Annotated in this window: 13 protein-coding genes; 5 read left to right on the forward strand and 8 right to left on the reverse strand. The window is 45.7% G+C overall.

What is annotated here, in order from left to right:
* Positions 1-30 precede the first annotated feature (30 nt).
* From AC07KQ_RS12960 to AC07KQ_RS12980, 5 genes are all read right to left on the reverse strand, one after another.
* The gene (locus AC07KQ_RS12960; RefSeq protein WP_003567930.1) at positions 31-846 is read right to left on the reverse strand and encodes a PTS system mannose/fructose/sorbose family transporter subunit IID; all 816 of its coding nucleotides are present in this window, start codon (positions 844-846) and stop codon (positions 31-33) included.
* The gene (locus tag AC07KQ_RS12965; protein ID WP_003567932.1) at positions 836-1,648 is read right to left on the reverse strand and encodes a PTS mannose/fructose/sorbose/N-acetylgalactosamine transporter subunit IIC; all 813 of its coding nucleotides are present in this window, start codon (positions 1,646-1,648) and stop codon (positions 836-838) included. The genes AC07KQ_RS12960 and AC07KQ_RS12965 overlap by 11 nt, the downstream gene beginning before the upstream one ends.
* Before the next feature lie 130 nt (positions 1,649-1,778).
* Complete coding sequence (locus AC07KQ_RS12970) at positions 1,779-2,279, reverse strand: PTS sugar transporter subunit IIB (protein ID WP_041168881.1); 501 nt, start codon at positions 2,277-2,279, stop codon at positions 1,779-1,781.
* Positions 2,280-2,378: 99 nt separating this feature from the next.
* The gene (locus AC07KQ_RS12975; RefSeq protein ID WP_003567936.1) at positions 2,379-3,557 is read right to left on the reverse strand and encodes a glycoside hydrolase family 88 protein; all 1,179 of its coding nucleotides are present in this window, start codon (positions 3,555-3,557) and stop codon (positions 2,379-2,381) included.
* Positions 3,554-4,384, reverse strand: coding sequence for a hypothetical protein (locus AC07KQ_RS12980; RefSeq protein ID WP_003567937.1), 831 nt, complete (start codon positions 4,382-4,384; stop codon positions 3,554-3,556). The genes AC07KQ_RS12975 and AC07KQ_RS12980 overlap by 4 nt, the downstream gene beginning before the upstream one ends.
* 214 nt (positions 4,385-4,598) lie before the next feature.
* On the opposite strand from AC07KQ_RS12980, the gene AC07KQ_RS12985 reads away from it, so the two are divergent.
* The 5 genes from AC07KQ_RS12985 (at position 4,599) to AC07KQ_RS13005 (ending at position 9,120) form a co-directional block, all read left to right on the forward strand.
* Positions 4,599-5,366 carry an IclR family transcriptional regulator gene (locus AC07KQ_RS12985; RefSeq protein WP_003567939.1) on the forward strand — a complete coding sequence of 256 codons (768 nt, stop codon included), beginning with the start codon at positions 4,599-4,601 and terminating at the stop codon, positions 5,364-5,366.
* Between the two features lie 261 nt (positions 5,367-5,627).
* Positions 5,628-6,473 (forward strand): 5-dehydro-4-deoxy-D-glucuronate isomerase, encoded by an 846-nt coding sequence (kduI, locus tag AC07KQ_RS12990; protein ID WP_003567941.1) that lies wholly within the window; start codon positions 5,628-5,630, stop codon positions 6,471-6,473.
* 34 nt (positions 6,474-6,507) lie between these two features.
* Entirely contained in the window at positions 6,508-7,332 is an 825-nt protein-coding gene (gene kduD, locus AC07KQ_RS12995; RefSeq protein WP_003567943.1) for a 2-dehydro-3-deoxy-D-gluconate 5-dehydrogenase KduD, read from the forward strand.
* A gap of 110 nt (positions 7,333-7,442) precedes the next feature.
* Positions 7,443-8,096: a bifunctional 2-keto-4-hydroxyglutarate aldolase/2-keto-3-deoxy-6-phosphogluconate aldolase gene (locus AC07KQ_RS13000; protein WP_003567945.1), complete on the forward strand. Its 654-nt coding sequence runs from the start codon at positions 7,443-7,445 to the stop codon at positions 8,094-8,096.
* A 4-nt stretch (positions 8,097-8,100) separates the two neighbouring features.
* Positions 8,101-9,120 (forward strand): sugar kinase, encoded by a 1,020-nt coding sequence (locus AC07KQ_RS13005; RefSeq protein ID WP_003567947.1) that lies wholly within the window; start codon positions 8,101-8,103, stop codon positions 9,118-9,120.
* A 102-nt stretch (positions 9,121-9,222) separates the two neighbouring features.
* Here the strand turns inward: AC07KQ_RS13005 and AC07KQ_RS13010 are convergent, their stop codons facing one another.
* The 3 genes from AC07KQ_RS13010 to AC07KQ_RS13020 all read right to left on the reverse strand — a co-directional run bounded on the left by AC07KQ_RS13010 (position 9,223) and on the right by AC07KQ_RS13020 (position 12,747).
* Positions 9,223-9,867 (reverse strand): DNA alkylation repair protein, encoded by a 645-nt coding sequence (locus AC07KQ_RS13010; RefSeq protein ID WP_003567949.1) that lies wholly within the window; start codon positions 9,865-9,867, stop codon positions 9,223-9,225.
* A 68-nt stretch (positions 9,868-9,935) separates the two neighbouring features.
* Positions 9,936-10,625, reverse strand: a complete 690-nt coding sequence (rpiA, locus tag AC07KQ_RS13015; RefSeq protein WP_003567951.1) for a ribose-5-phosphate isomerase RpiA — start codon at positions 10,623-10,625, stop codon at positions 9,936-9,938.
* A 157-nt stretch (positions 10,626-10,782) separates the two neighbouring features.
* Complete coding sequence (locus AC07KQ_RS13020; RefSeq protein WP_003567953.1) at positions 10,783-12,747, reverse strand: hypothetical protein; 1,965 nt, start codon at positions 12,745-12,747, stop codon at positions 10,783-10,785.
* Positions 12,748-12,753 lie beyond the last annotated feature (6 nt).

Below are 12,753 nucleotides of genomic sequence, written 5' to 3' on the forward strand. Positions count from 1 at the left end.
ATTATGTGACGGCTGTTTGGTATGAGCATTTCACTTCAAGATGCCTAAAACGGAGAGCAGGACACCGGCAACAAATAGCAGAATGACAATTTTATAAATCGTCCACTTCTTCTTTGTGATCAGCCAATAAACAAAATACGTCAGAGCAATTGGCAACATAAACGGCATGATTTTGTCGAGAATCGTTTGAACGGCCACAACCTGTGTTTTCCCTTTGATAACTTGGGAGTATTGCCATGCCAAATTCACTTTTACAAAGGACACAGACAAGCCAGCAATAACGGTTAGCCCCAACATGCTCGCAACATCAGCAATGGCAGCCATCCGATCAGATAGTGTATCAATGATGCTCGTGCCGACTTTCCAGCCGAGGTAGCCCATTAGCATACGAACGCCGAAAGTAATACCAAACAGACACAAGATAAACGGAATTGGCGCCCAAGTCATGCCCTGCAATGCAAGTGACGCAAAGATTGAGCTGAATAACGGTGCCAGTCCAAACTGCGACAAGGCATCTCCAATCCCAGCTAACGGTCCCATCAACGCGAACTTGATCGCGCGGACGTCGTCTTCATCTTGACCACTGTCATACATCGCCAACATAATACTGCTCACAAATGGATAAGGTTGCGGATTGGTATTGTAAAATTCTAAGTTAGACGTTGTTACCCGTTTAAATTCAGCTTCATCATTTTTATAGATCTTTCGCAGTTGTGGCATGATGCTATTGGCCATCCCAGTTCCTTGCATCGTGCCGTAATTTTGTCCATTTTGCAGAACATAAGATCGCAAAATGGAGTTTAAGTAATCTTTTTTGGTTAAAACCGGCTTCCGACTAGATGCCATCTTCAATACCCCCTTCATCCCCGTCACTACCACGATCATTTGCGCTGGTACTGCCGCCTTTGTTCTTGTCTGCCCGCCGACCATTATAGTAATTGTTGAAAGCCAGAACGGCACCCGCGAAGGCTAAACCAATAACCGGCATCTTGAGATAAGCCACACAGACATACCCAAGAATCAAGGCCGGAATATATTCCTTCTTAGCCATTGTGCTCATAATCAGCGCAAACCCGACAGCAGGAAGCAACCCACCCGCAACCGTTAAACCGCTAATTAGCCATTGTGGAATTGCCTGAACAAAAACTTTCAAAGCACTTGTACTTAAGGTAGCCGCAAAGCCAAAACAGAAGGCAAACAAGATGAACCCTAATAATGTTGTGTTTGCCAAAAAGTGGAATTTACGATACTTTCCCTCTTCAATTGCTTTTCTTGACCACGCCAGGTTGTTGGCGTTGACCGAGAAAATAAACGTAATCACAAATGGAATCAAAATTGCAAATGGATATGATAGCGATAACGCCGCAGCTGGTTTAAGTCCGCTGATTGAGATCGCCATGATTGTACCAACCACACCTGGCCCCAATGGATTAGGTGGTGTAGAACCACCGGGCCCGACGCCGAATCCCATAAACGCCAATTCGGCAGTGGCTCCAAAAACAACGGCTGTTTGCAAGTCGCCTAGGATTAACCCGATGCCAAATGAGATAAATAATGCCCGATTAGTATAAATGCCCCATTGCTGGCCGGCAAAACAAAAAGCCGCCCACAGGCCTACCAAAAGCGCCTGAACGATAGAATATGTCATGCTCTTTCCTCCCTAAATGCGTTCGCAGGCGCAGAAACCTGCACATAAGGCCCCCCCAAAGCCCAGCCTTTTAGGCTTGGGGCCACTTAGGCTCCGGTTTCTAACCGCGCCTGCTCGCGCTCTTCAAATATCAGTGTGTCGCAACATAATCATTTAAATCGAAATCCGAGCCAACATCATTGCCAAGCGGTGTTGTGCGGGTGTTCAAATTTGCGTGATATTTTTCATGCAATGTTCTTAAAGCATTGAGATCATCCGCATCAACTGAAATAAAATTCGTTAAGCGCGTCTTACCATCTTTCATATGGATATTACCCACATTTAGGGACTTAATCGGCACACCGCCTTCAGCCAGCTTCAAAGCATCTTGCGGGGTTTTAACAATGATGAAAATTGTTTGCCGCGGCGCTGCTTTGAAAATCTTATCAATCGTTTCCGCCAGTGAGAAGAAACGAATGCCCACTGATTCTGGCATCAGTGAAGCCATCAATTGTTGTTGAATATGACTCTTCGCAACCTCGTCATTTGCAACAATGACAAGGTTCACACCAAGATTCGAAATCCATAAACGCCCTTGTCCGTGAATGAGCCGCTCGTCTAAGCGAACTGCCTTAATGTTTGGTTCTGCCATCAACATTTCCCTCCATAACGCGCTATTCAGTCTAGAAACTGACTGGCTTGCGCTCTGTCTAAACGCGTTCACCTGCCCAAAAACCGGATTGGTTCACGCTCACCAATATAATTGCCAATCTTTATAAAATCTGATCAATGCTTCCATGTAAAAATAGTCTCCCCAGAGATTGCCTTCATCAACACCATGGTTGGAATGCCAAGAGTAAACGCCGTGGCGTAATAACGGTTCAACGGCCTGACCGTCCACGGGCATCGCATATTTTTGAATCAACGACTTTAACTGAGCATGCATGGCCACTTGATAAACAGATTTATCAGGATCAGCTTCTGGCAAATACTTCAACATTTCATGCATGCCGCACACGGCAATCGCCGCCGAAGAAGAATCACGACTTTGACCGCTGCCTGCTTGAAAAATGAGATCCCAATAAGGTACATGATCAGGTGGCAATCGATTCAAGAAAAAGTGGGTGACCGCTTTGAACGTCTGAAAGGCGCCGTTGTCGTGCGTATCGTAATAATGCAACGCGGTGCCATAAATCGCCCATGCCTGTCCTCGTGCCCAAGCCGAATCATCCGAATATCCCTGACGTGTCGCACCGCGAACAGGTTCGCCTAAGTCATTGAAGAAATATGTGTGAAAAGTTGAACCGTCTGGCCGAAAAACAGTCTGTAAAGCGGTTTCATAATGTCGGTCAGCGATTTGCTGATATTGATGATTACCCGTGACTCGAGTTGCCCAATAAAGTAATGGAATATTGAGCAAGGCATCAACAATCAACCGATTTTCGTCTTTAGCGTCTTTTTTCCCCCAAGCCTGAATAAAACCGCCTTTATCATTAAATCGCGTCAATAATTGATCGGCCGCTTTGATACCCGCTTCTTTAGCTAGTTGGCTCCCTGTCAATTGATAGGCACTTACAACGGATGGCGAGTATAAGAAGCCTAGGTCATGGTGATCAACAGCGATTCGCTGGTCAATTCGGTTTGCAAAACTTTGAACATTTTTCTCGGCAAGCGCACGATATTGGTCCTTACCTGTATATTCGTAAGCTAGCCAAAGCATCCCCGTCCAAAAGCCATTCGTCCATTCCGTGTTTGGCATAGCGGCATAGCGCTCTTGGACTGTGGAAGGCTCCGGAAAGCTTTCACCTAACACCTTTATGTTCAAGTCGAGGTGCCGAACAACGTTATCTAAAGCGTTAGTGACCGCATGAATGTCAACTGCGCCGGCATTAAAGAAACGCTGTGCATTGGTTAAAGGTTCAATTTTCAATTTGCTATCTCCTCGACGAGCTCACAACCATACGCTTCTATTTCGATCAACGCCGGAAACGGTGAATCATCATCCGCTTTAATCAAATCCGACAATTGAAGCTCGCTGATCCCTTCTTTGTTAATATCGAACATTTGCCGTTGATCTGTTTTAGTAAAGTGAAGCAGCATTTGACTGCCGTCTGAGAGTCGCAAGGTGCCTTGTGTCCAATAACTATCGTGAGGAAAATCCGCGCGTAATGTGATCGCTAAACGCGTTAGCTTGATCGGACGCCCAAATGTGAGCGTGAACCTTGCCGTTGGGTCTTGATTGATCCCCCAAGACTGATACGGAAATTTTCCATGATGATCATTGAGCCGATAACCGTCAATGGCATTACGCGCGGCAAAAGTTGGGTCATGCCTTGTTTCGATATTGGCACTTGCATGTGGGTAAGCACCGGAATGTACAGCCTGATCGTGACTATTAAACGCCACATTGCGTTCTTCTGATACTTCGCTCGCATCTGGCTTCCAGATGCGAATGAGATGTGTTTTACCGGCAAAAGCTGTTTCTGGATAGATGCTTTCGTGCTCCGGATGGGTCACGGCAAGCTCGTCAGTTGGAATGACATAATGCCATGTTGACTGGGTAAAATAAAGCAAGCTGGGCACCAATGCGGCATCGACTTGGACCCAGAAGAAACCAGGCAGAAGCTGACGCTCAAACTCAACTTGCACATAATCACCTTCTGCATAGACATGATCCAAGCGCAGATAACCGTCAGACTCACCGTTTCGACTTGTATCAATCACTTGATCCGACGCCGAAAGCAACGCAATTTCCAAAATAGCCCCCTCCTTTATTTCTTTATAGGAAACCCTGTTTCTTTTTGTTTACGAGTGTATCTTAACGTGCATTATTTTCCCTGTCAACAAAAAAGTAAACGTATTCACAAGACGATTATCCATAATGTCGGATTAGTATTGATTTTTTTGCTGATTGTGACTAAAATGATCAGTGGTTTCCAAATAATAAACTCTTACAACTGGAGGGATACGCATGGGCACCACAACAAATGAGTCAAAACCTTATGGGACCGTGCTGATCAAGGCTAAAGATATTTTAGATTTCCTACTCGCCACTACTGATCCACCAACCTTATCTGACATTAGTCGCGGACTGCATGCTTCGAAACCGACCATTTTAAAGATCTTAGGAACACTTGAATCGCTTGGCTTTGTTTGGCGGGATACCACGACAAAACAATATTTTCTCGGCACGCAATTTGTGCCATATGCGCAGAAAGCAATTGCCACTTTTAATATTGTCAGAGTCGCACGTCCTTATCTCGAAGATTTGCGGGATAAGACGCAAGAAACCATTAACTTAGGGATTGTCCGCGATAATAAGATGATCCTTGTTGAAAAATTGGAAAGCCCCACCAGCATCAAGTTGCAATCAACTATTGGCGGAAGCATGAACATGTACTCGTCTGCAATGGGAAAAGCCGTTCTAGCCACGTATGATGCCAAGGAACTACAGGCTTACTTCAAGTCTCACAAACTCACGCCCATGACACCGCATACGATCACTACACCCACAAAACTTCAGCAAGATCTAAAAACGATTCAAGAGCTCGGTGTCGCGATCGATAATGAGGAAAACGAGGAAGAAGTTTATTGTCTCGGTGCTGCACTACAAAAAAACGGTGAACTTTATGGTGCCTTCAGCATTAGCACACCGAAGTATCGGCTTCCCAAGGAACGTCGAGCTGCCTTTGTCCGCTTGCTGTTGGACACACGCCACGCAATTGAAAATACCCTTTAACTTTCAAGATACTTTTTGAAATTGTTTACCTTACGCAATCAAAACAAACAGTCCCCAGAAAGACGTTGCCTCGTCTCTCTGGGGACTGTTTAGTTTGTTCAATTTCTCCTGATTTTTTGTTGAATCGATTCTTTTCGTTTTGGACACTCACATAAAAAATTTGCTTTAGTGGCTTGTGTTCTTTTTGAAAACGTTTTATATTGATGAGGTAGCAGAAAAGGAAACTATGTTTCTATATAAGAAATCACGGAGGGGATTATTTTGGCTTTCCACATGGCAACACGATATGCGCACAGTCCCGAAGACATTAAACACTTTGATACAACTAAATTGCGCCAAGAATTTTTGATGGAGAAGATTTTTAACGCGGGTGATATCCTGCTCACCTATACCTATAACGACCGAATGATCTTTGGGGGTGTGGTCCCTACTGAATCTTCACTGGAAATCAAATTATCGAAAGAGCTAGGGGTTGATTTCTTCCTGCAACGCCGTGAACTTGGGGTTATTAATATTGGTGGTCCGGGATCTATTATCGTTGATGGCGATAAAGCAGCAATGGTGAAGCAGGATGGTTATTACATTGGCATGGGAACCAAGCAGGTTGTCTTTACATCAGACAATCCTGCCAACCCAGCAAAATTCTATGTTGTATCCACGCCGGCCCACAAAACTTATCCTAACAAAAAGCTGCCATTTGCAAATGCGCTTGCCAAGCCAATGGGTGATCAACAACATCTGAATAAGCGGACGATCTACAAATATATTGACGCGTCACAAATGGCTACCTGTCAGCTGCAAATGGGCTATACCGTTCTCGAACCCGGCTCATCTTGGAATACCATGCCAGCCCATACACATGCACGACGAATGGAAACTTATATGTATTTTGACTTTGCCGAACCAGACACCCGTGTCTTGCATCTCTTAGGTGAACCAACGGAAACCCGACATATCGCATTATTCAACGAGCAAGCCGTCGTTAACCCTAGCTGGTCGATTCATTGCGGTGTTGGCACGACCAACTATGCTTTCATCTGGGCAATGTGTGGCGAAAACCAAACCTATGATGACATGGATCAAGTACCCATGAATGAATTACGTTAGCAACAGATAACCCTATCAAAAAGGAGCAATACACATGGCTGAAATTCATCAAACTGAAGAAGAAATCCGGAAACACGAGCAAGAACTGGATCATTTCAAAATGTCACAATTTAATCTCGCGGGCAAGGTTGCGATTGTCACTGGCGGTAACACTGGTTTAGGCCAAGGTTACGCTGTTGCTATGGCGGAAGCTGGCGCTGATATCTTTATCCCAACCTTTGGCAAGGCCGAGTGGGACAACACGCGGCGTTTAATTGAAAAGCGCGGGCGTAAAGTCGCGTTCATGGACGTCAATCTCACCGCGCCAGGAAGTGCAGAAGCAGTTGTTGCAGAAGCCATCAAGCAGATGGGCCATATTGATATCTTAGTGAACAATGCGGGGATGATTCGCCGCAATCCACTACTTGAATCCAAAGATAAAGATTGGGATCAAGTGATTGCGATTAATTTAAGCAGCGTCTATCACTTGTCCTTAGCAGTTTCAAAGGAATATGCCAAACAACGATCTGGCAAGATCATCAACATCGGCTCCATGCTCTCTTTCCAAGGTGGCAAATTTATTCCTTCTTATGCCGCAAGCAAACACGGCGTCGCAGGTTTAACGAAGGCTTTTGCTTCAGAAATGGGTGCGTATAATGTCCAAATCAATGCGATTGCTCCAGGCTACATTAAAACGGAAAACACCGCACCGATTCGCGCGGACAAAGCGCGTAACGATGAAATTTTGGAACGAATTCCAGCTCGTCATTGGGCAGAACCTTACGAACTAATGGGCATTGCCGTTTTCCTAGCGAGTGATGCTTCAAACTATATCAATGGCGCTATTATTCCAGTTGACGGTGGTTATTTGGTTAGCTGAATTCGTTTTGAACCATTTTTTCGGTTAAGTGTACTGACTTCGATTATGACGTATCGTCCTGCTTGAAGCTCTTTTGCGAAAAACCCATCCTCTGGAAAGAAGAATTCATCATGCAAAAATATGATTTTTTGAATCGGTTAATTGCCACTGGCTGTGTTGCCGTTGTTCGCGGTGATAACACCCAAACCGCCATTAAGACTTGTGATGCCGTTATTGCTGGCGGGATTACCGGCATTGAACTAACTTTTACGGTGCCGCATGCCAATGAAGCACTTGAGACCTTAACCGAAAAATACGCCGGTCGTCAAGATGTCGTCATCGGTGCAGGAACCGTTCTTGACCCCGCTACTGCCCGACTTGCCATCATCGCTGGTGCCAAATTTATTGTGAGTCCCAGTTTTAATCCTGACGTTGCAAAAATATGTAACCTTTACGCTATTCCATATACCCCTGGCGTTTTCACCCCAACCGAAATTCAAAGTGCCCTTGAAGTAGGCGTCGATCTTGTCAAAATTTTTCCTGGCAGTGTCGCCGGGATCAATATGGTGAAAGCTTTACACGGCCCATTCCCGAACTTAGCCATGATGCCAACCGGTGGCGTTTCATTAGCAAATATCACTGACTGGTTTGAAGCCGGCGTAATGCTGGTGGGTGCCGGTTCTAATCTCGTAGATGGCGCCAGTCAAGGCGACTACGAAAAAGTAACCGTCACCGCACAACAATATCGCGCCAAAATTGCCCAAATTAAGGATACAAGGAGATGATGGCATGCCAACAGTACTGACACTCGGAGAAATGATGCTGCGATTAAAGCCCACCAATCAACAACGAATCCTCCAAACATCAGCATTCGCGGCTGATTATGGTGGCGCAGAGGCCAATGTTGCTGCGTCGCTGGCTTTACTTGGTGATCAAGTACAATATTTAACCAAACTCCCCGAAAATTCGCTGGGACACACCGCCCGCAACACGATTCGCGGCTTGGGTGTTGATACCCAGAAAATCCTTTGGGGTGGTCCTCGACTAGGCATCTATTTCTTTGAAAAAGGTGCAAGTGTACGGAATACAAATGTTGTCTATGATCGCGCGGGCAGTTCTTTTGCCACGATGAAAGCAGACGAATTTGACTGGCCGGTTTTGCTAAACGATATCAACTATTTTTATTTTTCCGGCATTACCCCAGCCATCGGGTCAGAACAACAAGCGGCCGTTTTTGCTGCCTGCCAGTATTGTTCCGATCACAACATCACGGTTATTTGTGACATGAACTTTCGTGAAAAAATGTGGTCCCCTGAAGCAGCCCAAGCATTCTTCAAAACTGTCATGCCGTTTATTGATGTCTGCATTGCTAACGATGAGGACTTTGAAGCAACCTTGGGCATCAAGGCGTTTGATGGGAATATGGCAACCGGCATTGACCAGCTTGCGGATTTTAGAGAAGGTATGCTCGAAGTAACCCGACGATGGCCAAATGTCCACACAGTCGCCAGCGTCGTTCGCAACATTCATTCCGTCGAAGAAAGTCAATGGACCGCTCTCCTGGTTCAAAATGATAAAGTCTACCAAGGTCCTACGTTTGATATGCATATTTTTGAGGGCGTTGCGGCTGGCGATGCGTTTGGCGCCGGATTAGTCCACGCTCTCATTCATCATTTTGAACCACAACGGACCATTAACTACGCCATTTCAGCGAGTGTCCTAAAGCTGACAATTGGCGGTGATCTCAACTTGGTGACAAATGCTGAAGTTGAGGCCAGCATGAAGACTAATAGCGGAGTCAATCGATAGTGTTTTGCAGTCATTAAAGACCGGTTAGATTTCTGGCAGAAGTCTACCGGTCTTTTTTGGTGCCTAACGCACTTCTTCAAGCAGCTTACCGATCAACGAGCTCTACAAATACTTACTGCCTTCCCGCATTGCCAATGGACTGAGCGAATGGGCAGCCATAAATGCGAGCACCCAATCTGGGTCAAACTTACTATACTGCCGCAAAGACCACCCGATGGCCTTCTGAATGAAAAATTCATTCGTATCCAAATCAGCCAAGATAACCTTGCTAAGCAGCGCCGTATCCATCGTTTCTTTTTCTAGCAGTTGTAAATTAATTCCGATACGCCGCAGCCAAAAATTCGGTTGATTAAAAAACAAATTAAAGACTGCCAGTTTCTGATCAGGGTGCAGCCTCACGTAGTCCGCAAAAACCTTACGCCAAGCATCCACTGTATCCCACCAGCTTTTCTGCACAACAAGTTGTCGAAAAGCCTGCATATCCGAAAAGTGCCAGCGCTTGATGTGATAAAGCGCCAAATCAATTGCCACATATTGGTATTCCCGGGCATCGCGTTGATACAACGCATCAATCCAAACGCGAATCGTTGGTAAGTCCTCACCGCGACTGGCTTTAAGCAACGGTTTCGTCTGTGCCTTGCGTTCCGGTGTTTTGAGTCCTAAAAATGGAAATTGATGCTTCATATACTTCGCCATTTGCGGCGCTTGCGTTGGATCGCCGCTTAGTTCAAAATCTAAAGACTGCATATGTTTTCTCCAACCATCTACAAAAAGTACGATGCCCTCACCAACGAGAACATCGTACTTTTTGAATGCTATCCACGATGTGCGTCCAAAATCTCTGGACCATGTGTTGTGCCAACCACCACGGTTTTGACCAAATCTAAGAACAAGCCGTGCTCCACAATACCGACCTGCTTATTCAGCCATTCAGCCAGCAGATGCGGGTGCTCGATTTTGCCCAGATGCAAGTCAATGATATAGTTCTTGGAATCTGTCAACGCCTTGCTCCCATCTTCATTTAAGCGGTATGCCGGTTTAAGTCCTTCGTCGGCCAACCGTTGCAACAGCTTGCCGCTGCCAAAAGGGATCACTTCAAGCGGCAGTGGAAATTTGCCAAGGGTATCGACCAACTTGGTTTCATCCACGATCCAGATGTTGCGGGCCGAGTTGATAGCAACGATCTTTTCGATTAAGTGCGACCGGCCGCCACCCTTGATGCCCTGAAAGTGCTTGTCGACTTCATCGGCGCCATCAATCGTCAAATCAATCTGGCCAACCTCGTCCAGTGCTTTCATTGGGATGCCCAGCGATTCTGCTTGTTTACGCGTACGAACACTGGTGGCGACACCGGTTAGATTGAGATGCTCGTCTTTGATTCGTTGCGCAATCGCTTCGACCAAATAAACCACTGTCGAACCTGTCCCCAAACCAATTGTCATACCGTCTTCAACAAACTCAGCTGCTCTTTGCGCGGCTTCCTGCTTCAACTTATTCTGGTCCATGGCCAACCATCCTTTTCGCTTAGTTGCCTTCATTATAATATGAATCGGTCGACAGATGGCGAGTTGTGTAGAAAAAGCCAAATTAATAGATCCGCAAGTTTGGCCACGCGGCATCCTGCTTGTTGGCCGCACGCCTTTACCCAAAAGGTACAAAAGATCACGTTGGTTGATACAAACTCGTATAAACAAACGATGCCGTCGCGTTCTTGACGCCATTGACGACCAATGGATACTCGGCCAACTGATATCTCTGGGTGTTCACAACATCGACTTGCTGGCCAATGCCGGAAGTGTTTTTAGCCGTAATTCGATAATGGCCCGCAGCAATATTGGTTTCGAGTTTATAAACAGCAGCGGCTGGTTTCAGCTTGTACACTTTGCCAGTACTTAGACTTGTCAACGTTACCTTCATGCCAGCGGCTTGGTGAATTTGAACTGATAGGTAATTTGATGCACCGTTCAAGCTGATTTCTTCGGACATCACTGTATTTGGTGCAATTAGTTGCGGCTTTGCATGATATTGCGTGGAGAGTTGGGAACGTTGCGCCGCCACAACGATCGTATTCGGATAGTCCTTCGCTAACAACCCCGAAAACGTGCTCAGCCCAAGAATAGCGGCCAAGGCAAATCCAACTGCCAACCGATTGCGCGTCCGTTTAGGAATGACAACACGTTTGCGCGCCGTATTAGGCAAAGCACCTAGGGCAAAAAGAACAAGCGGCACGATCGCCTGGCCGTACCTTTCTTCAGTTTCCCATAACAAGGTATGGAAGGCGAGATATCCAAGTGCGGTGACAATCGCCAGCAGTCCTATCAAGGCAGTTTCATCACGTAAATCTGGCCGCCATGCTAGCAACCGAATGATTAACGTCAACCAAAGCACAATCGTGACAACTTGATAACTCACAGCCGTAACTGCTCTCAGAAATTGTGAATGCTGATCGTACCAAGTCGGCGCCGATTGGAATCCGCCATTGTACCAGTCTTGGATGGATCTGACATTAAGGAGAATCCCTATTTTGACAAGCCAAAGCTTCATTAATCCAAAGACGCCGAGCTTCTTAACTCGAGTTTGAATCGTTTGAATGTCGTATTGCTCAACTGCCTGTTTATCTTTTAAGGTAATCGCTTTTTCAATATCCTTGGTGCTATACATCCCGTCAGAGTTTGTATTCACGCCCATTAGCATCCAAGACGTAACTGGCAGTTCATACGCAGCATTTGGATGGAAATTAGCCGCAGTATGAATCACCTGTGTCGTTGGCACGCTCAGGCCGAAACCAGCAACAATCAAAAGAAAAGGCACAGTCAACTTAGTAGTTCTTAGAAGTTTTCGATGCCACAGGATCACAACGATGATGAAAAGTGCTGGCAAGAGAACAATCAAATTTGGTTTTAGCAATTGACCGACTAAGACAAGCATCGTCAAGCCGATGCCAGCACAAATTCGTTGCAGGTTACTCTTGATTCGCCATCGCCATAAGATCCGAAAAATCATGAGTAAAATGAGCATAGAAGGCAGATCGGAATAAAAGACCTGTAAATAGTAAGTGTACGCGAAGGGACTTAAGACTAGGAATGTAAAGCCGCCTAACACGATGCTATTGCGCTCGCTCAATTGTTTCAAAGTTACTAAGGTCATGATGATAAATGTATCTAACAAAGTGATGGTCAATATATGACTCGCAGCGTTCGTTGACATCCCCACCAAGCTCGTCAACCTGAACCAAAGCGAGAGCAAGTAGGTCAGCGAAACATTGTTGGGATAACGCCAGAAGTAAGTCGTGTTCCAAATGTTGTGGCCTGCCGCCATTTGATCAGCCTGTGACAAAATTCGGTACGGATCATGGTAAATCGTGTCTGGCAGAAAGATCAGAATCAAAACTTGCCCCACGAGCATCAGGGTTAAGCCAATTCCGATCATTATCCTCATCTGCCTAGCAGTCAATCGATTAACCAACGGACCTAAGTTGTGTGCAGCTGCGAAAGTAACGACACTGATGAGCAGAACAACGACACCCCACAAAACAGCACCAGATTTCATTAAATTGCCGCAAATGCCGATAATCAGACAAATTGCTAGGAAAACTGCCATCCATGAATGTTTAGCCATTTTTGTCATTTTTAT

The organism is Lacticaseibacillus sp. YLM2-1, assembly GCF_056583465.1.